The sequence below is a fragment of the Geodermatophilus obscurus genome, from assembly GCF_900115395.1.
Lineage (GTDB): Bacteria > Actinomycetota > Actinomycetes > Mycobacteriales > Geodermatophilaceae > Geodermatophilus > Geodermatophilus obscurus_B.
This window is the reverse complement of sequence record NZ_FOWE01000006.1, coordinates 205,213-223,273: the sequence shown is the minus strand read 5'-3', so window position 1 is coordinate 223,273 and position 18,061 is coordinate 205,213. Positions and strand designations below refer to the sequence as shown.

At 77.4% G+C, this 18,061-nt stretch carries 18 protein-coding genes; 7 read left to right on the top strand and 11 right to left on the bottom strand.

The window, feature by feature from the left end; genetic code table 11:
• Positions 1-60: 60 nt before the first annotated feature.
• The 3 genes from BM165_RS13565 to BM165_RS13555 form a co-directional block, all read right to left on the bottom strand.
• Entirely contained in the window at positions 61-1,380 is a 1,320-nt protein-coding gene (locus BM165_RS13565; protein WP_075014058.1) for a sigma-54-dependent transcriptional regulator family protein, read from the bottom strand.
• Between the two features lie 81 nt (positions 1,381-1,461).
• The gene (gene mftF, locus BM165_RS13560) at positions 1,462-2,889 is read right to left on the bottom strand and encodes a mycofactocin biosynthesis glycosyltransferase MftF (protein ID WP_075014057.1); all 1,428 of its coding nucleotides are present in this window, start codon (positions 2,887-2,889) and stop codon (positions 1,462-1,464) included.
• Positions 2,886-3,425 carry a cysteine hydrolase family protein gene (locus tag BM165_RS13555; RefSeq protein WP_075014056.1) on the bottom strand — a complete coding sequence of 180 codons (540 nt, stop codon included), beginning with the start codon at positions 3,423-3,425 and terminating at the stop codon, positions 2,886-2,888. The genes mftF and BM165_RS13555 overlap by 4 nt, the downstream gene beginning before the upstream one ends.
• Before the next feature lie 77 nt (positions 3,426-3,502).
• Here BM165_RS13555 and BM165_RS13550 point away from each other — a divergent pair, with 77 nt between their 5' ends.
• On the top strand, positions 3,503-4,510 hold the full coding sequence (locus tag BM165_RS13550; RefSeq protein ID WP_075014055.1) for an ABC transporter substrate-binding protein: 1,008 nt from the start codon (positions 3,503-3,505) through the stop codon (positions 4,508-4,510).
• Between the two features lie 4 nt (positions 4,511-4,514).
• On the opposite strand, the gene BM165_RS13545 is transcribed toward BM165_RS13550, so the two are convergent.
• From BM165_RS13545 to BM165_RS13535, 3 genes are read right to left on the bottom strand one after another with little or no spacing between them, the layout of a single operon-like run.
• Entirely contained in the window at positions 4,515-6,023 is a 1,509-nt protein-coding gene (locus BM165_RS13545; RefSeq protein ID WP_083427336.1) for a purine-cytosine permease family protein, read from the bottom strand.
• A 52-nt stretch (positions 6,024-6,075) separates the two neighbouring features.
• Positions 6,076-6,759, bottom strand: coding sequence for a mycofactocin biosynthesis peptidyl-dipeptidase MftE (gene mftE / locus BM165_RS13540; protein ID WP_075014054.1), 684 nt, complete (start codon positions 6,757-6,759; stop codon positions 6,076-6,078).
• Between the two features lie 9 nt (positions 6,760-6,768).
• Positions 6,769-8,034 (bottom strand): multidrug effflux MFS transporter, encoded by a 1,266-nt coding sequence (locus BM165_RS13535; RefSeq protein ID WP_075014053.1) that lies wholly within the window; start codon positions 8,032-8,034, stop codon positions 6,769-6,771.
• Between the two features lie 122 nt (positions 8,035-8,156).
• Here BM165_RS13535 and BM165_RS13530 point away from each other — a divergent pair, with 122 nt between their 5' ends.
• Complete coding sequence (locus BM165_RS13530; protein ID WP_075014052.1) at positions 8,157-8,648, top strand: pyridoxamine 5'-phosphate oxidase family protein; 492 nt, start codon at positions 8,157-8,159, stop codon at positions 8,646-8,648.
• 266 nt (positions 8,649-8,914) lie between these two features.
• Here the strand turns inward: BM165_RS13530 and mftC are convergent, their stop codons facing one another.
• Genes mftC through mftA form a run of 3 tightly spaced genes read right to left on the bottom strand, consistent with a single transcriptional unit; the run spans position 8,915 to position 10,669 of the window.
• Positions 8,915-10,132: a mycofactocin radical SAM maturase gene (mftC, locus tag BM165_RS13525; RefSeq protein ID WP_075014051.1), complete on the bottom strand. Its 1,218-nt coding sequence runs from the start codon at positions 10,130-10,132 to the stop codon at positions 8,915-8,917.
• A complete protein-coding gene (gene mftB / locus BM165_RS13520) occupies positions 10,129-10,512 on the bottom strand; it encodes a mycofactocin biosynthesis chaperone MftB (RefSeq protein WP_075014050.1) in 384 nt (127 codons plus the stop codon). The genes mftC and mftB overlap by 4 nt, the downstream gene beginning before the upstream one ends.
• A gap of 19 nt (positions 10,513-10,531) precedes the next feature.
• Positions 10,532-10,669 (bottom strand): mycofactocin precursor MftA, encoded by a 138-nt coding sequence (mftA, locus tag BM165_RS25195; RefSeq protein ID WP_075014049.1) that lies wholly within the window; start codon positions 10,667-10,669, stop codon positions 10,532-10,534.
• A gap of 129 nt (positions 10,670-10,798) precedes the next feature.
• Between mftA and mftR the strand changes: the two genes are divergently transcribed.
• The 5 genes from mftR to BM165_RS13490 all read left to right on the top strand — a co-directional run bounded on the left by mftR (position 10,799) and on the right by BM165_RS13490 (position 15,695).
• A complete protein-coding gene (mftR, locus tag BM165_RS13510; RefSeq protein ID WP_244274219.1) occupies positions 10,799-11,410 on the top strand; it encodes a mycofactocin system transcriptional regulator in 612 nt (203 codons plus the stop codon).
• A gap of 270 nt (positions 11,411-11,680) precedes the next feature.
• Positions 11,681-12,634: a GAF and ANTAR domain-containing protein gene (locus BM165_RS13505; RefSeq protein ID WP_075014048.1), complete on the top strand. Its 954-nt coding sequence runs from the start codon at positions 11,681-11,683 to the stop codon at positions 12,632-12,634.
• Between the two features lie 81 nt (positions 12,635-12,715).
• A complete protein-coding gene (locus BM165_RS13500; protein ID WP_075014047.1) occupies positions 12,716-13,240 on the top strand; it encodes a hypothetical protein in 525 nt (174 codons plus the stop codon).
• Positions 13,241-13,311: 71 nt separating this feature from the next.
• Positions 13,312-14,304, top strand: a complete 993-nt coding sequence (locus BM165_RS13495) for a peptidylprolyl isomerase (protein WP_075014046.1) — start codon at positions 13,312-13,314, stop codon at positions 14,302-14,304.
• Entirely contained in the window at positions 14,301-15,695 is a 1,395-nt protein-coding gene (locus tag BM165_RS13490) for a vanadium-dependent haloperoxidase (protein ID WP_075014045.1), read from the top strand. Before BM165_RS13495 ends, BM165_RS13490 begins: the two co-directional genes overlap by 4 nt.
• Positions 15,696-15,714: 19 nt before the next feature.
• Here BM165_RS13490 and BM165_RS13485 read toward each other — a convergent pair whose 3' ends face one another.
• Positions 15,715-16,683 carry a LysR family transcriptional regulator gene (locus tag BM165_RS13485; protein ID WP_075014044.1) on the bottom strand — a complete coding sequence of 323 codons (969 nt, stop codon included), beginning with the start codon at positions 16,681-16,683 and terminating at the stop codon, positions 15,715-15,717.
• A gap of 155 nt (positions 16,684-16,838) precedes the next feature.
• A complete protein-coding gene (locus BM165_RS13480) occupies positions 16,839-18,059 on the bottom strand; it encodes a cysteine desulfurase-like protein (protein WP_075014233.1) in 1,221 nt (406 codons plus the stop codon).
• Positions 18,060-18,061: the final 2 nt, after the last annotated feature.

The window sequence follows — 18,061 nt, the reverse complement described above, 5'->3', positions numbered from 1 at the left end:
GTGACCCTGGCAAGGCACCGCGGGCCGCCGCTGTTCCCGACGCGGAGGGGCGACCGCCGGTCAGCCGCGGGGGGCGCGCCGCAGGGCGAGCAGGTGCGCCGCCACCGCGGGCCGGCGGGGGGAGCCCGCGGGCAGCGCCTCGAGGCAGGCCTGCCAGGCGGCGGCGTCGTCCCGGGCCTCGGGCAGCGCGGTCCAGCGCAGCAGCAGCTCCGGGCGCCGGCTGCGCAGCACCGCCCCGCGCAGCGCGGCGGCGGCCCGGCGGCGGGCGGCGACGACGCCCGGCGCGGTCGAGCGGGGCAGCACCGGCCCGGCGTAGGCGTCCAGCGCCGCGCCGGCGGCGCCGCGGTCGAGCAGCCCGCGGACCCGGGCGAGGTCGGTCTCCACCGGGCCGAGCAGCCGGTAGGGGCGCGAGCCGAGGAGGTCGGCGCCGACCAGGCGGCGCAGCCGGGACAGCTCGGCGCGGACGGTGACCGCGGCGGTGCCGCCGGCGTGGCACTCGGCGGCCAAGCGCTCGGCGGTGCGGCCCTCCCCCGCCGCGGCGGCCTCGGCGAGCAGCAGGAGCAGCTCCGAGTGGCGCAGCGAGAGCTCGACGGGACCGGCCGGCAGGGTGAGGCGCGCCCGCTCGCGGCCGAGCACCTCCAGCAGCGGCGGGACCGCCCGCACCGGCACGGGCCGGGGGGCGCGGGGCTCGGTGCGCTGCTCCTCGCGGTGCAGCCAGCGCAGCTCGGACTCGACGGCGGCCACGGTGGCGCGCACCAGCGTGAGCACGTGCGGCGTGGCGACGTGGTCGCCGCCGGTGACGTCGATGGCGCCGAGCAGCACGCCGGTCACCGGGTGGTGCACCGGGGCGGCCGAGCAGCTCCACGGCTGCACCGGGCGGCGGTAGTGCTCGCTGCCGTAGATCTGCACCGGGGCGTCGAGCGCCAGCGCCGTCCCGGGGGCGTTGGTGCCGGCGACGTCCTCGGACCAGCGGGCGCCGGCGACGAAGTTCATCGTCTCGGCGAGCCCGCGCAGCCGGCGGTCGCCCTCGACCCAGAGCATCCGGCCGTGGGCGTCGGTGACGGCGACGATCATCCGGTCGGCCTCGGCGTCCTCGACCAGCAGCCGCCGGATGACCGGCAGCACCGGCGCGAGCGGGTGGGCGGCGCGGTAGGCGGCGAGGTCGTCGTCGAGGAGGTCGACCGGCGGGCCCTGGCCGTCGGGGTCCACGCCGCTGCCCAGGCTGCGCCGCCAGGAGTCCCACACCAGCGGCCGCACCGCGGTCCGGGGCGCGGGCGCGCCGCGGGTCACCAGGATCTCGTGCGCGGCCCGCAGCTGCCGGGTCAGGCCGGGCGTCGGCCGCCCCTCGGGGAGCGCCAGCTCCGGGCGGACGCCGGTCACGGCGCGCTCCCCGACGTGTACCCCATGGTCTGCCCATGGTGACCCCTGCTCCCCGGTACGCGCCACACCCCGCTCCGCAGGTCAGCCGCCCGGTGGGCGGGCCGGCAGCAGCGCGCGGGCGTCCCGGGCACGCACCGCGCCCGCCCACAGCCCGGCGCCGTAGGCGAGGTCCTCCAGGCGCCGGGCGGCGGCGAACCGCAGCAGGCCCACCGCGGCCCGGTGCGGCCACCAGGCCAGCACCGCGTCGGCGACGGCGACGGCGGCCGCGGCCCGCCGGACCCGGGGGGAGGCGACGGCGGCCGCGACCGTGAGCGGCCAGTGGTGGCGGGTGGCCGAGCGGGCGAGCGTGCGGGCGGCCGCGGCGGTGCCGCGCAGGACGAGCGCGCACGCCAGCACGTACGGCGGCGGGCCGCCCGCGGGGGCCAGGCGCCGCGCCAGGCGGGCGCCCGCGACGCCCAGGACGCCCGCGGCCGCCGCCCGGCCGGGCCGGCCGCCGGCGAGCCCCAGCCCGAGCGCGGCGGCCGACCACGGGCTGATCACCACCGGAGCGACCAGGGCGCCGTGCCGGGTGGCCAGCGGCGCCGCCCCGGTGCCGTAGACGGCACGGCGGCGCAGCCACGCCCCGGTGGTGGACGGGTGCTCGTGCGCCACCCGCGCCGCGGGGTCGTAGCGGACCCGCCAGCCGGCCGCGACCAGCCGCCACACCAGGTCGACGTCCTCGGCCACCGGCATCCGCTCGTCGAAGCCCCCGCCGAGGGCCGTGCGGCGGGCGAGCAGGGCGGCGCCGGGCACGTGGGACAGGCCGGTCAGCGGCGCCACCGGTCCCGGCTCGGGCCCCGTGTCCAGCGCGCTGACCGCCGTCTCGTACGGCGTGACCCAGCCCGGCCGGGCCGGGGGCAACGCGACGACGCGCGGCGCGACGACGGCCAGCCGGGGATCGGCCAGGTGCGGCAGCAGCACGTCGAGCCAGCCGGGCAGGGGCACGCAGTCGGAGTCGAGGAAGGCCACCGCCGCGGTCGTCGCGGCGCGCAGCCCGGTGTCGCGGGCGGCGGCCGGGCCGCGCGACCGCGAGTGCCGGAGCACCTCGGCACCGGCCGCGGCCGCCGCCAGTGCGGCCGGGTCGGCCGAGCCGTCGTCGACGACCAGGACCCGCACGCCCGCCGTCGCCGGGTCGGCGCGCAGCGCGGCCAGCAGCCGCGCGACCCCGTCCGGCCGGTCGCGCACCGGGACGACGACGGTGACCTCCTCCGGACCCGGCGCGGGACCGGCCGGCTCGGGCACCGCGACCCCGGCGTCGAGCAGGCGGGCGGCCAGCACCGCCGTCGCCGGGTCGCGCACGGTCAGCCGGTCGCCGTCGAGCAGGTCGCGGGCGCGCGGCGCGAGCCGCAGCAGCCGCAGCGGCGAGCCGCCGAGCAGCGCCGCCCCGCCCTCCAGCCGGCGGGTGGCGGCGGCCAGGCGGACGGCGTACCCGTCGGGCAGGCGGGCGTCCGGTGGCGGCGGGGTGCTCACCCGTCGAGGAGGGCCGCGGTGGTGGTGAGCTCGACCAGGGGGGCGTAGAGGCCCATGAGGTGGACGGCGCGGTCGTGCTCGTCGTCGGTGGACCCCGCGCAGGCGTCGGTGACCACGCGGACCGGCACGCCGGCGTCGGCGGCGGGCAGGACGGTGGACACGACGCAGCAGTCGGTGGCGACGCCGGCCACCGTCACCGGCCCCTCACCCACGATCCCGGCGAGCCCGGGGCCCCACTTGCCGAAGGTGGTGGCCGTCAGCACGCGGGCCGGGCCGGGGTCCTCGACCAGGTCGTAGAGCGGGTCGTCGGGCGGCTGCAGCGCGAAGGGGAACTGCTCGTAGTACGCGACCCAGGCGCCGGTGGGCTCGGCAGGGGCGACGAACCGGGTGAACACCACCCGCTCGCCGAACGCGGCGGCCAGGCGGCGGACGCGCGGGCGGACCTCGCCGAAGCGCGGCGTCGTCCACGGGGAGTCCGGGTCGCCGAAGACCCGCTGCAGGTCGACGACCACCAGCCAGCCGGGGAGCGGTGCCACAGCCGGACCCTAGCGGCCCGCGGACGCCGACCGGGGTCAGGTTAGGCTTGCCTTCCTACCGATCGAGGAGAACCGCCATGCCCCGACCCCTGCTCCGGTCCGCCGCCCTCGTCGCGGCCACCCTCACGACCGCCGGGGCGCTGGCCGCGTGCGGGTCCGGCGACGACGGCTCGGCGGCCGACGCGCCGTCGTCCTCCACCGGCGGCGGGAGCGGTGCGTTCCCGGTCACGGTGAGCACCGCCTTCGGCGACGTCGAGGTCCCCGAGGAGCCGCAGCGGGTGGTGGCGCTGGGCTGGTCGGACGCCGAGACCGCGCTCGCCCTCGGCGTGCAGCCGGTCGGCGCCAGCGACTGGCTCGCCTTCGGCGGCGAGGGCGTCGGCCCGTGGGCCGAGGGGCGCTACGACGAGGCACCGGAGATCGTCGAGACGCTCGAGCCGAGCCTCGAGGCGGTCGCCGCGCTCGAGCCCGACCTGATCCTCGACACCCGCTCGCCGGCCACCGAGGAGCGCTACGAGGCCCTGAGCGCCATCGCGCCGACCATCGGCCAGCCCGAGGGCGTGGACGCCTACCTCACCACCTGGCAGCAGCAGCTGGACCTGGTCGGGCAGGCGCTGGGCCGCACCGAGGAGGCCGAGCAGCTGCGCAGCGACCTCGAGCAGCGCATCGCCGACGCCGCGGCCGCCAACCCCGGGTTCGACGGCACCGAGGTCGCCGTCGGCGCCTACTCCTCCGAGGGCTTCGGCGCCTACGTCCGCGGTGACACCCGCGTCGACTTCATGGAGTCCCTCGGCTTCACCAACAAGCAGGCGGTCCAGGACCTCGCCACGGAGAGCTTCTTCGTGCCGGTGTCCGACGAGCAGGTCGCGCTGCTCGACGCACCGCTGACCGTCGTCTTCCCGATCTTCGTCGAGCCGTCGCAGATCACCGGCAACCCGCTGTGGCAGACGCTGGGCTCGGTGCAGCAGGGCAACGCCGTGCTGCTCGACGAGACGCTGGCCAACGCCTTCTCCAGCGGCTCGGTGCTCGGCACGGGGTACGCCCTGGACAACGCGGTGCCGCTGTTCGCCGAGGCGCTGCAGGGCTGACCCGCTACGCCCCCGGAGGCCGTCCCGGCACCGCCGGGGCGGCCTCCTGCGTCCGCACGGCGCCGCGGCGCAGCGCCAGGGTGCCGAGCAGCCCGACGAGGAAGGCGGCCAGCACGCCGAGGTTGGCGAACGCCCAGTCGCCCTCCCGGCCGCCGAGGCCCAGCGGGCCGAGCAGGTACCCCTGCCAGTCCAGCCAGCCGGCCAGGGTGTTGGTGACCAGCCCCCAGCCGATCACCGTCCCGGCGGCGAGGAGCAGCAGCGGCACCGGCGGGACGGCGCCGTAGCGGCCGCGCGCGTCGTAGAGGTCGGCCTCGGCGTAGGCCCGGCGGCGCAGCGCGAGGTCGGCCAGGAAGACGCCGCACCAGGCCGCGATCGGGACCCCGAGGGTGATCAGGAAGCCCTGGAACTGCACGGAGAAGCTCGCGTCGGCGAGGAAGACGACCCAGATCGCGCCGAGCACCATCAGGGCGCCGTCGATGCCCGCCGCGACCGCGCGGGGCACGCGCACCCCGGCGGCCAGCAGCGACAGGCCGGACGAGTAGATGTCCAGCAGCGCGCCGCCGACCAGGCCGAGCACCGCGACGACCACGAACGGCACGAGGAACCACGTGGGCAGCAGGGCGGCCAGCGCACCGATCGGGTCGGCACCGATCGCGGCCGACAGCTCCGGGTCCGACGCCGCCAGCAGCAGCCCGGTGCCCAGCAGCACCACCGGGGCCAGCGCCCCGCCGAACGTCGTCCAGCCGACGACGCCGCGGGTCGAGGCCGTGCGCGGCAGGTAGCGGGAGTAGTCCGCGGCCGCGTTGACCCAGCCGAAGCCGTAGCCGGTCATGGCCAGGACCAGGGCACCGACGACGGCCGCCGCCGGGCCGGCCGGGACGGCGGTGACGGCCGACCACTCGACGCGGTCGGCCACCAGGACCACGTAGACGACGGTCAGCACCCCGCTGACCACGGTGATCACCGCCTGCATCCGCATGATCGCGTCGAAGCCGAGGACGCCGCCGACCACGACGAGCGCGGCGACGACGAGCAGCGCGACGACCTGGGTCGCCGTCCCGCCGCTCCAGCCGAGCTGGCCGAACACCGTGGCGGTGGCCAGCGTCGCGAGTGAGACGAGCACCGTCTCCCAGCCCACGGTGAGGATCCACGACAGCGCCGCGGGGACCCGGTTGCCGTGCACGCCGAACGCGGCGCGGCTGAGCACGAGCGTGGGCGCCGAGCCGCGCTTGCCGGCGATCGCGACCAGGCCGCAGAGCAGGAACGACACGACGATCCCGACGACGCCGGCCACCAGCGCCTGCACCGCGGAGATGCCGAAGCCGAGCAGGAACGAGCCGTAGGCCAGGCCCAGCACGCTGACGTTGGCGCCGAACCACGGCCAGAACAGCGAGCGGGGGGCGCCGCGGCGCTCCTCCTCGGCGATCACGTTGATGCCGTTGGCCTCGACGGCGACGCGGGGCGGAGGCGCCTCGGTGCCCGGGCCCTGCTGCACGGCCGGCTGCTGCCTCATCGGCGTCTCCTCCTCGACTGCTGCCCCGCCATCCTGCTGCCCCCGACGCGACTCAGCGCAGCCGCCCGTCCTCGGCGACGTCCCAGCGGGCCACCGCGGCCGACAGGCGGGCGGCCAGCCCCGCGAGCAGCCGGGCGCCCTCCTCCGCGGAGGCGCCGGCCGGGTCGCCGAGCACGCCGGTGGGGCTCACCGCCCGCACGCCCTCGGCACGCAGCCGCGGCAGCAGGTCGCCGACCGGCGTGGTCACGCCCGCGACGGACCGGTCGGTCCGCACCGACCCCGGTTCCAGGTGCGCCAGCAGGGAGGTCTCGGTGCGGCCGGCGTGCGCGTCCCCGCCCGGCACGCCGCAGGGGAACCAGGCGGCGTCGCGGCCCTCGGCGCGCAGCAGCGGGACGGCGGAGCGCAGCGCGTCGAGGTTGCCGCCGTGGCCGTTGACGACCAGCAGCCGGCCCGCCCAGCGGCAGGCGGAGCGGCCGTACTCGACCAGCATCGTCGTCAGGGCGTCCGTGCCGACCGAGACGGTGCCCGGGAAGCCCTCGTGCTCGCCGCTGGCGCCGTACGGGACCGCCGGCGCGACGACGGCGTCCAGGCGCGCCGCCCGGACCACCGCCTCGGCCACCACGGTGTCGGTCGCCAGCGGCAGGTGGGGACCGTGCTGCTCGACCGAGCCGAGCGGCACGGCCAGCAGCGGCCGCCCGGGCAGCTCCGGCCAGACGGCGCGGGCCAGGTCGGTCACCGCGGCAGCCTAGGCAGGGACCGCGGCGGGGACCTCGTCGTCCACGGGCAGCTGCCACGGCCGGACGACGGCCGCCAGGACGGCGATGGCCAGCACGAGCGCGGCCACCACGACGGCGCCCATCGCGACCGCGTCGTTGCCCAGGACGCCGACCAGCGGGGCCACCGCGGCACCGACGCCGAACTGCACCGCGCCGAGCAGCGCCGCGGCGGTGCCGGCCGCCTCGCCGTGCCGGGACAGCGCCAGCGCCGGCGCGTTGGGCAGCGCCAGCCCGGAGGCGAACAGCACCGCCCACAGCGGCAGCACGACCCCCCACAGCCCGCCGGTGCCGGTGCCGGCCAGCGCGAGCAGCACCCCGCCGGCGAGGGCGCCCGCGACGGTCGCGGTGACGAGCACCTGCGCCGGGGAGGACCACCGCAGCACCACCGGGTTGAGCTGGGTGGCCGCGATCAGCCAGACCGCGCCGGCGCCGAAGAGCAGGCCGAACTGCTGCTCGTCGAGGCCGAACTCGTCCTGGAAGACGAAGGAGGAGCCCGACACGTAGCTGAACAGGCCGGCCATCGTCAGCCCGGCGACGAGCACCAGGCCGACGTAGACGCGGTCGCGGAACAGCGCGCGGTAGCCGCGCAGCGTCCCGGCGATCCCGCTGCTGCGGCGCCGCGCGGGCGGCAGCGTCTCGTGCACCGCGTACCGGCCCATGACCAGCAGCGCCACGCCGTAGGCGCCCAGCACCAGGAAGATGCCGCGCCAGGAGGTGACGCGCAGCAACTCACCCCCGATCGTCGGCGCCAGCACGGGCGCGGCACCGAGGACGAGGAACAGCCGCGAGAGCATCGTCGCCGCGGCGCGTCCCTCGAACAGGTCGCGCACGACGGCGAGGGCGATGACCGCGCCGGCCGCCGTCCCCACGCCCTGCAGGAAGCGCAGCAGGCCGAGCACCTCGATCGACGGCGCGACGAGCACCAGCAGCGAGGCGACGACGTGCAGCGCCGTGCCGGCCAGCAGCGGGCGCTTGCGGCCGAGGGCGTCCGACAGCGGGCCCAGGACGAGCTGCCCCAGCGCCAGGCCGACCAGCGTGCCGGTGAGGGTGAGCTGCACCGTGGCGGCGCTGGTCCGCAGGTCGTCGGCGATGGCCGGCAGTGCCGGCAGGTACATGTCCACGGTCAGCGGGCCCAGCGCCACGAAGGCGCCGAGGGTGAGGGCGGTGCGCGCCGTCCCGGGCCGGCCGGTGGTCGGGGGTGGTGCGGTCGTCGGCCGGTCCTGGATCGTCGTCACGGAAGGGCGAAGTCGCCCCGGCGGTGGTCCATTCCGCCGCGCCGCCGAGTTCACGGGACCGTCGCCGCACCGACACGCGGCGGTTCCGGTGTCGTCAGGCGGGATCGGGGAAGGGCAGGGGCATGACCACCGACTCCCCCGACGCAACCCGCAAGGTCGCCGAGCTCATGAAGGGCCAGAAGTTCGGCTTCCTCACCACGACGATGCCCGACGGCCGGCTCACCAGCCGGCCCATGGCGCTGCAGGAGGTCGAGTTCGACGGCGACCTCTGGTTCTTCGCCGAGCACGACGCCCCCTGGCTGGCGCACATCACGGCGTCGCCGCAGGTCAACGTCGGCGTCGGCTCCGGCGGCACGTGGATCTCCCTGACCGGCACCGCCCGTGTGGTCGGCGACGTCGCGAAGAAGAAGGAGCTGTGGAACAGCGGCGTCGAGGCCTGGCTGCCGCAGGGGCCCGAGGACCCGTCGGTGGTGCTCGTGAAGGTCGACGGCGACACGGCGGAGTACTGGGACAGCCCCGGCAACCGGCTGGCCACGGCGCTGAGCTTCGTGAAGGCCAAGGCCACCGGCGCCAGGCCCGACACCGGCGAGAAGGACGTCGTCGACCTGCCCTGATGAAGGACCCCCTCGCCCCCCGGCCCACGCTCCGCGCGGGCCGGGGCCCTGCGAGGGGGCCGGGGGCACCCAGCGGACTGCCAGGCGGGACACCGGGCCCGGTCAGGGACGGCGGCCAGGCTGGGGGGACGTCAACCGGAGGTGCCCCGTGCTCACCGTCGCCCTGCTCGCCGTCCTGCTCCTCACCATGACCCTGGCCGACCTCGCCCCGGGCCTGCTGCCCGACGGGTCGGGGCCGACCGTGGTGGCCCCGACCCGCTGAGGGGTCAGGTGAGCGGCACGCCCGCGAGCGGTGACTCGTCGCAGGCCCTCGCCGGCGGCAGCGCGGGCATGCCGAGCAGCGTCGGCTGGCCGCGCACCGGCCCGGTGTGCGAGTGGTCGAGGGAGCTCCTCGGCGTCGCGAGGGCGGCGTCGCGGGCGGCCAGCGCGGTCTCGCCGTAGCCCTGCACGCACTCGGGGTCGGGCCCGTCCAGCGGCAGGCCGGTGAAGAACTTCGCCGCCATGCAGCCGCCCCGGCAGGCGTCGAAGTGGGCGCACCTCGTGCACGCGCCGCCGGTCTGCGGGCTGCGCAGCTCCCGGAACAGGTCCGACTGCTGCCACACCCGCTGGAAGCCGCCCTCGCCCCGCACGTTGCCGGCGAGGAACTGCTCGTGGATGGCGAACGGGCAGGCGTAGACGTCACCGACCGGGTCGATCAGGCAGACCACCCGACCGGCACCGCAGAGGTTGAGCCCGGGCAGCGCCTCGCCGTAGGCCGACAGGTGGAAGAACGAGTCGCCGGTCAGCACGCGGTCGCCGTTGGCCAGGAGCCAGGAGTACAGCTCGCGCTGCTGCGCCTGGGTGGGGTGCAGCTGGTCCCAGACGTCGGCACCGCGACCGGAGGGGCGCAGCCGGGTGATCCGCAGCTGGGCGCCGTAGCGGTCGGTCAGCGCCCGGAACGCGTCCAGCTGGGAGACGTTCTCCCGCGTGACCACCACCGAGACCTTGAAGTCCTCCATCCCCGCCTCGGCGAGGTTCTCCAGGGCCCGCACGGCGGTCGCGAACGAGCCGGTGCCGCGGACGCGGTCGTTGACCTCCGCCGTGGCGCCGTCGAGGGAGATCTGCACGTCGACGTAGTCGGTGGCCGCCAGCTGCGCGGCCCGCTCCCGGGTCAGCTTGACGCCGTTGGTGGAGAACTTGACGCCGACGTCGTGGCCGACGGCGTAGTCGAGCAGGTGCCAGAAGTCCGGCCGCACGGTGGGCTCGCCGCCACCGACGTTGACGTAGAAGACCTGCATCCGCTGCAGCTCGTCGACGACGGCCTCCGCCTCGGCGGTGCTGAGCTCGCGGGGGTCGCGCCGTCCCGAGGAGGACAGGCAGTGCACGCACGCCAGGTTGCAGGCGTAGGTGAGCTCCCAGGTCAGGCAGATGGGGGCGTCGAGGCCGTACTCGAACTGGTCGACGAGGCGGCCACCCACCGGCCGGTCGGGGACGACGGCGGTCACAGGAGCTCCTCGTTCGTCTCGGCCTCGCTGCAGGGGCCCGCCCCGAGCGTGCGAGCGGTGGGGGGCGGCGAGGTCCTCCGTTCGATCATCTCGGAGCGGGCCAGGTCGGCCAGCGCCCTGACGTAGGCGGGCCGCTGCACCTCGGGGACGCCGCAGGCGACCAGCGTCGCGTCGGCGCTGGGGTGGTCGGCCAGCGCCTGCACGACGGTGACCAGCGTCCTCGACTTGAGGAAGGACAGCTTCCGGTTGCCGAAGTGGTAGGCCAGCGCCCCGAACGGCTCCGGCCGCAGGGCCACCGAGCGGGCCCGCCGCCAGGGGCGCGCGGAGTCGAAGACGGCCGGGGCGGGAGCGCCCGCGGCCGGCGCGGTCGGGCTCGTCACGGCGAGGGTGCCGGTCGGCTCAGTAGACGCCGCACATGCCGTCGATGGAGACCTCCTCGACGAGGGACTCCTCGACCAGCGCCTCCTCGGTCACCACCTCCGGGGTCGGGGCCTCGGTCCGGGCCTGGGTCTCGGTGTGGGCGGTCGTCTCGGGCATGCGGACCTCCGGAGCACAGGAGAGCGGGATGCCGAGGACCGTAGGGGCACCCGGTGCCACCAGCAACCGAGGGGGAGCCGTGGGCACGGGACGTACGGTCTCCGCCCCGTCGCGGGGCAGGATGTGCCGGTGAGCGTGCTGCACGGTCCCGTCCGCGGTGTCCGCCGGGACGACCCCCGCGAGGACACCCGCGCCCGGATCGAGCAGGCGGCGCTGGAGCTGTTCACCGCGGCGGGCTTCGAGCAGGTGACGATCGAGGAGATCGCCGCCGCCGCCGGCACCAGCCGGCGCACGTTCTTCCGCAGCGTGGGCAGCAAGGCCGACGCGGTCTGGGGCGACTTCGACGGGCACGTCGACCGGCTGGCCACGCTGCTCGAGCGCTCCGGCGACGACGTCCCGGTGCTGACCGCCGTCCTCGCCGCCTACGTCGAGGTCAACGACTACGCCCCGGAGGACCTGCCGGTCCTGCGCCAGCGGATGCGGCTGATCCTCACCGAGCCGGCACTACAGGCGCACTCCCAGCTGCGCTACGCCGACGTCGACCGGGTGGTCGCCGGCTACGTGGCGCGTCGCGGCGGGGAGAGCCCCACCGCGCTGGTGCCCCGGCTGGTCGCCACGGCCACCCGCGCCGCGGCCACGACGGCGTTCGAGGCGTGGCTGTCGGGTGCCGCGCCGTCGCTCGCCGACGCCCTGCGGACGGCGTTCGGCCAGCTCGCCGAGGGCTTCCCCGGCCTCCGCTGACGGGCCGCCGGACGCCCCGGCCGCGTCACCCGCCGGGTGACGAGCGGGCCGGCCGGCCGCGGTGAACGCCGGCGCGGTGGCCGCCGTACCCCCTCCAACGGACACGGCCACGGGCCGTCCGGACGGGACCGGCACCTGCCATACGCGACTGCCATACGCGACGGCGCATCCGCGGTGCCGGCCGCCGGTATGCCCGGGAACCGAATGACGCGCCGGAGTTGCGGGCAGACGGTCAGTGACCGCTGCACCGCCTCCCCCGCCGGAGCACCCATGCACAGCGCCGTCCGCGCAGTCCCGGCCACGATCACCGACCTCGTCGTCGACCTCGCCTCGACCCCCCTGTCCGAGCTGCTGTCCGGCGACCTGGCCGGATCGGTCTGCGGCGAGGTGGCCGACGCGCTCGGGGTGGCCGGGGCGGCGTGCCTGCTGTGCGACTCCGACCGCGTCGTGGTCGCCGGCTGGTCGGACCCGCGGGCCTGGTCCCTCGCCTGCCTGCAGGCCGAGCAGCGGGACGGCCCGGCCCTGCGGGCCGTCACCGAGGGGCGCACCGTCGTCGAGGCCGACCTGCACCGGCTGGCCCGTGACCCGCACACCGCGCGCGCCCTGGTCCTGCGGGTCGGGGCGACCGTGGCCACCCCCCTGCGCTGCTCCGACCGGGTGCTCGGCTCCCTCCAGCTCTACCTCGACGCCGACCGCTCCCCCACCGCCGACCTCGTGGCCGGCGCCGAGGCGCTGGCCCGGGTGCTCGGGACGGTCACGGCCAACACCGACCTCTACCGGCGCAGCGCGGAGACGGCCGCGCACCTGACCGAGGTGCTGACCTCCCGGGCGCCGGTGGAGCAGGCCAAGGGCGCGCTCGCCGAGCGGTACCGCATCGGCGTCGCCGAGGCCTTCGGCCTGCTCCGCGCCCAGGCCCGCAACCGGCGCCAGACGGTCACCGCGGTCGCCCGCGACGTCCTCGCCCACGTCCCCGGCGGGCCCCGCCCCGTCCCGTCCGACGCCCTCTCCCACTCCTCGCAGGGGGGTGAGGCGGGCGGCACCTCCCCGGGCGTCGCACCGGCTCCCCCGCTGCGCGTCCCCGCGGACCACCACCGTCCCGTCCGCGTGTCCCGTCGTCCTCTCGCCCGTGAGGCGCAGACGACCCCGAGCGACGCCCAGCGCCCCCTCCGGGATGCGTCGTCTCGCCCTCAGGACCGCCGGTCCACCGACCCGGCATCCGCCTGAGGCAGGCGCCCGGCTCCCCTCCCCTCGCAGCCGGACACCACCGCTCCCCCGTCGCCCGCTCTCCCCGAGAGGTCCCCCGTCATGCGCACCAAGCTCCTGTCCGTCCTCGCCGCCGCGGCCTGCACTGTCCCGCTGGCCCTCGCCTCGCCCGCCTCGGCCGCCCCGACCCAGACCGCGACCGTGGACATCGTCCCGGTGGCCGCCGGCGCGGTGGAGCGGGCGACCGTGACCCTCGTCGCCAACCCCGGCGGCCTCGGCTACAGCGCCGTCGGCAGCGGCACCGGCTTCAACCCGCTCAGCCAGTACGTGTCGCTGGGCTACGGCGTGAACTCCGTGCCGGTCGCGACGAACGGCGTCCCGCCGTGCGCCGACGACGGCACGCTCGGCGACCCGAACACCTCGACGCTGCGGATGTTCATCGGCGCCTGGCTGCCGGTCCTCGGCAGCAACCGCAGCCTGGCCGGCACCCAGCCGACCACGACGATCGACCAGGTCAACACGGTGTCGATCCGCCGGGCCAACGTGCCGATCCTGCCGCAGCCGGGCGACATCCGGCCGCAGACGTTCCAGATCCGCTCCTGCGGCCAGATCGTCAAGGTCAACTGACCCGGCCGGTGCCGGGGCGGGTCGACCCGCCCCGGCACCTCCGGAACCCGAGAGGAGCCGTGCCCCGTCCCATGTCGCACCTCCGACCGCGCCCCACCGCCCTCTCCCGCCGCCCTGCCGCCGTCCTGCCCGCCGTCCTGACCGCCGCCGTCCTGCTCACGACCGCCTGCACGTCGGGCGGCGACGCGGCCGGGAGCGCGGGGCCGGCCGCCGTCGTCGACGGGCGGCCGGTCGAACAGGCCGAGCTCGACCGCCGGCTGGCCACGGTGACCTCCGACCCCGACGTCTCGGCCGCGATCGCCACCGACGCGGCCGTCGAGAACCGGCTGCGGGCCGACGTCCTCGCCCAGCTCATCGAGGTCCGCGTGGTGTCGGCGGCCGCTCCCGACCTCGGTGCCGAGGTGACCGACGAGGAGCTCGACGCCCACGTCGACCGGCTCGCCGAGGAGCAGCTCGGCGGCGGGCCGGACGCCTGGGCGGCGTTCCTCGCCGAGCGCGGCTACCCGGAGGAGGAGGTCCGCGCCCAGCTGGGCGAGGACCTGCTGCGCGAGGAGGTCGAGGACCTGCTGGGCGCGCCGGCCGTCGCGCCCGAGCAGGTCGCGCAGGCCCACGCCGCGGAGTGGCAGGGACGCAAGCGCGTCGCGCACGTGCTCGTGGCCTCGCCGGAGGAGGCCGCGGCCGCGCTGGCCGAGCTGCGCGCCGGGGCCGACTTCGCCACCCTCGCCCGCGAGCGGTCGCTGGACCAGGCCTCGGCGGCCTCCGGCGGCGACCTCGGTCCCTGGATCGAGGACCAGTACGTCGCGGCCTTCGACCAGGCGGTGGAGAACGCCACCGGTCCGGGCCTGCTCGAGCCGGTGTCCACCCCCTTCGGCTGGCACGTCATCGAGGTGCGCGCACCCGCGACGCTCGAGGAGGTGTCCGGGCTGATCACCGAGCAGCTCGCCGAGCAGCAGCAGGACGCCGCCTACGCGGAGTGGGTGGCCGGGGTGCGCGCCGGCGTCGACGTCGACGTCCGGGACGACCTCGGCGACTGGGACCGCGCCGGCGGGACGGTGACCCCGTGACCGGCGACTCCGTGACCGGCGACCCCGTGACCGGTGCGCCCGTGCCACCGGACCCGGCGGGCCGTCCCGGGGACGACGCCCCGGCCGGCCGCCGCGTGCTCACCCGGCGCACCCTGCTCGGCGCCGGGCTGCTGGGGGTGGCGGGGATCGGCACCGGCGCCTGGCTGGCCGGGCAGGACACGGCGCCGGTACGCCCGCGACCCCGGGCCGACGCCCGGCCGGCGGTCGGCGTCCCGGCCGACGTCGCCCACCGCTGGGTCGGCCACCACCTGGCGCTGGTGAAGGCGCACGGCGCGCCGGCACCGGCGGCGGCGGAGATGTTCGCCGTCCTGGGGATCGTGCTGGCCGCCGCGGCCCGCCCCGGCGCGGTCGTCGTCCCGGGCCCGCTGGAGCAGCTCCGGCTGCCCGGCCCGACCTCCGCCGACCCGGCGCTCACCGCCGACGCGGCCCTGGCCTGGCTGCTGCCGCGCCGCTACCTCGACTCCGCCGGCCCCGTCCTCGTCACCGCCGTCACCGAGGCCGAGGCGGCGATCGAGCGGGCTCCGGCCGCGTCCCGCGGACCCGCCCGCGAGGCGGGTGCGGCGATCGGGGCCGCCGTCCTCGACTGGTACGTGCGGGTCATGGCCGTGCCCGCGGCCGAGGTGCGGCCCGTGCGACCGCCGGGCCCGCACTCCTGGGAGCCGACCCCGCCGGACCACGAGCAGGCCGTCCTCCCGCACTGGGGCGCCAAGCCCACCCTGGCGCTGGCGGAGGTGGACGTCCCCGCCGACCCGCCGCCCTTCTCGACCGACCCGGGCAGCGAGCGGTACCGGCTGGCCGTCGAGGTCCGGGACACCGTGGCGGCGCTCACCGACGACCAGCGGGCGATCGCGCGGCACTGGGCCGACGGGAAGTGGACGATCAGCCCGCCGGGGCACTGGCTGTGCATCACCTCGCGGGCCCTGCAGGAGCGCGGCGCCGACCTCGACCTGGCCGCCCACACGCTGCTGCTGCTCGGGGTGTCCCAGCACGACGCGTTCGTGTCCTGCTGGGCCAGCAAGTTCCGCACCGACGTGCTGCGGCCGCTGACCTACGTCCGCCGCCACCTCGGCGACCCGCAGTGGCTCTCCCCGGTGCCCACGCCGTGCTTCCCGGAGTACACCAGCGGCCACGCGACCCAGTCCGGCGCCGCGGCGACCGTGCTCAGCGGCGTCCTGGGGGACGCGCCGTTCAGCGACCCGTCGCCCACCGGCGCCCCGGCCCGCTCCTACCCGACCTTCGGGGCGGCCGCGGAGGAGGCCGCGGTGTCGCGTCTCTACGGCGGCATCCACTACCGCAACGCCAACGAGCAGGGGCTGGCGTGCGGGCGGCGCATCGGCGCCACCGTCCTCGAGCGCTACGGCACCGCCTGAGCCGGCAGCCGGGCCGGCCTCAGCGGAGCCCGCCGAGGGACCCGGCGAGCTCGGGGTGCTCGTGCAGGTGGTCGCGCAGCCACCGCCCGTAGGGCGGCCGCTCGTGCGCCCACCCGGACCAGTGGCCCCGCAGCGCACCGACCAGCCGGCCGCGCAGCGGCTCGGCGAGCCCGTCGTCGCGGTGCACCAGCACCACCTCGAGCACGGCCGGTGACGGCAGGGGCACCACCGTCACGCCCGGCGCGGACGCCGCCCCGCCCACCAGCGCGGCGACCGAGGCCGAGGCCACCCACTCCAGCGCCTCGCGCTGGCCGCCGGCCCGGTGCACCACCGGGGAGGGGACGACGCCGAAGCGGCGCATCAGCCAGGTCTCGACCGGGCCGAACCAGGAGTCGCCGGCCCGCAGCACCCAGCGCAGCTCGCCGAGCTGCTCGGGGACGACGGCGGGCTGGGTGGCCCAGGGGTGCTCGTCCGGCAGCGCCAGCCACACCGGCTCGGCCCCGACCACGACGCTGCGCGTGCCCTCGGCCGGTCCCGGCCGTGACCCGCCGTCGGGGTCGGCCCGGACGTGCAGCGCGGCGGTCAGCGCGCCCTGGGCGACGGCGGCCACGGCGGTGCCGGCGCGCAGCGTCGTCGACTGGACCTCCACGCCCGGGAGCGCGGCGTCGACGGCCCGGCGCAGCGCCACCGGCGTCCACTCGGGCACGCCCAGGCGCAGCACCGGCGTCCGGTCCCGGGCGGCCAGCACGATCGCCTCCGACCGGCGCACGAGGTCGGCCATCATCGGGATCAGCCGCTCCCCGAGCGGGGTGGGCGAGACGCCGGTCCGGGAGCGCACGAACAGCGGCCCGCCCAGGACCCGCTCGATCCGGCGCAGCTGGGTGGTGAGGCTCGGCTGGGGCACCGACATCTCCGCCGCGGCCGCGGAGATGCTGCCGGCGGCGGCGATGCACGTCACGACGTCGGCGTGCCGCAGCTCGAGTCTCACGGGAGCACGGCAGGGGACGGGGAGGGCATGACCGACCTTCCGCGCGGACAGGCGTCGACGGACCGAGGGCGACCCCCCCGTGCGTGGTCGGTCACTGACGGTAGCTCGCGTCGTGCCCGTCCGCAGCCCCCCGAGGCGGTCGGTCCCGTTCCCCGTCAGGCGCTGCCGAGCTCGGCGCGCAACCCCTCGAGCAGGCGGTCGACGTCGGCGTCGTCGGTGTAGGGCGCCAGGCCGATCCGCAGCCCGCCGGCGTCGCCGAGCCCCAGCCGCCGGGACACCTCGATCGCGTAGAAGCTGCCCGCCGGCGCGTTGACCCCCCGCGCGGCCAGCGCCCGGGACACCTCGGCGGCGGGCCGGGCGGCGGCGGTGAGCAGCAGGGTGGGCGTCCGGTGCCGCGCCCGCGACCACAGCGTCACCCCGGGCAGCTCCGCGAGCTCGGCCTCGATGCGCTCGCGCAGCCGGTCCTCGTGCGCCTCGACGGCGGACATGCCCGCGACCAGCCGCGCGCGCCGGTCGCCGTCGGTCCCGCCGAGCGCGGCCAGGAAGTCGACCGCGGCGGTGGTGCCGGCCAGCAGCTCGTAGGGCAGCGTACCGAGCTCGAACCGCTCGGGGACGGCGTCGGTGGAGGGCAGCAGCTTGTCCGGGTGCAGCGTCTCCAGGAGCGACGGCGCGGCGACGAGGCAGCCCAGGTGGGGGCCCAGGAACTTGTACGGCGAGCAGGCGTAGAGGTCGGCGCCGAGCGCGGCGACGTCGACCGGCGCGTGCGCGGTCAGGTGCACACCGTCGACGTAGGCGAGCGCCCCGGCCCCGTGGGCCAGGGCGGTGAGCGCGGCGACGTCGGGGCGGGTGCCGATGAGGTTGCTCGCCCCGGTCAGGGCGACCAGCCGGGTGCGGTCGGACAGCACGGTCCCGAGCGCCTCGGGGGTCAGCTCGCCGGTGGCCGGGTCGAGGTCGGCCCAGCGGACGGTGGCCCCCCGCGCGGCCGCGGCCTGCACCCACGGCCGCACGTTGGCGTCGTGGTCGAGCCGGGTGACCACGACCTCGTCGCCCGGGCCCCAGCCGGCGGCCAGCGTGCGCGAGAACTCGTAGGTCAGGGCGGTCATCGACCGGCCGAACACGACCCCGCCCGGGTCGCCCGCGACCAGATCGGCCACGGCGGCCCGGGCGGCGAGCACGATCGCGTCGGCGGCGCGCTCGGCCGCGGTGACCTGCCCGCGGTTGGCGATCGGCGAGGTGAGGGTGGCGGCCACCGCCTCGGCGACCTGGCGCGGCACCTGCGAGCCGCCGGGCCCGTCGAAGTGCGCGGCGCCGGCGGCCAGCGCGGGGAGGTCCGCCCGGACGGCGGCGACGTCGTAGGCCGTGCTCAGGGTGCTCATCG

Bases quoted from the DNA above. Each gene is read 5' to 3' on its own strand.
- BM165_RS13550 (WP_075014055.1), top strand. From the start codon at position 3,503: ATGCCCCGACCCCTGCTCCGGTCCGCCGCCCTCGTCGCGGCCACCCTC.
- BM165_RS13545 (WP_083427336.1), bottom strand. From the start codon at position 6,023: ATGAGGCAGCAGCCGGCCGTGCAGCAGGGCCCGGGCACCGAGGCGCCT.
- BM165_RS13530 (WP_075014052.1), top strand. From the start codon at position 8,157: ATGACCACCGACTCCCCCGACGCAACCCGCAAGGTCGCCGAGCTCATG.
- mftA (WP_075014049.1), bottom strand. From the start codon at position 10,669: ATGCCCGAGACGACCGCCCACACCGAGACCCAGGCCCGGACCGAGGCC.
- BM165_RS13505 (WP_075014048.1), top strand. From the start codon at position 11,681: ATGCACAGCGCCGTCCGCGCAGTCCCGGCCACGATCACCGACCTCGTC.
- BM165_RS13500 (WP_075014047.1), top strand. From the start codon at position 12,716: ATGCGCACCAAGCTCCTGTCCGTCCTCGCCGCCGCGGCCTGCACTGTC.
- BM165_RS13495 (WP_075014046.1), top strand. From the start codon at position 13,312: ATGTCGCACCTCCGACCGCGCCCCACCGCCCTCTCCCGCCGCCCTGCC.
- BM165_RS13480 (WP_075014233.1), bottom strand. From the start codon at position 18,059: ATGAGCACCCTGAGCACGGCCTACGACGTCGCCGCCGTCCGGGCGGAC.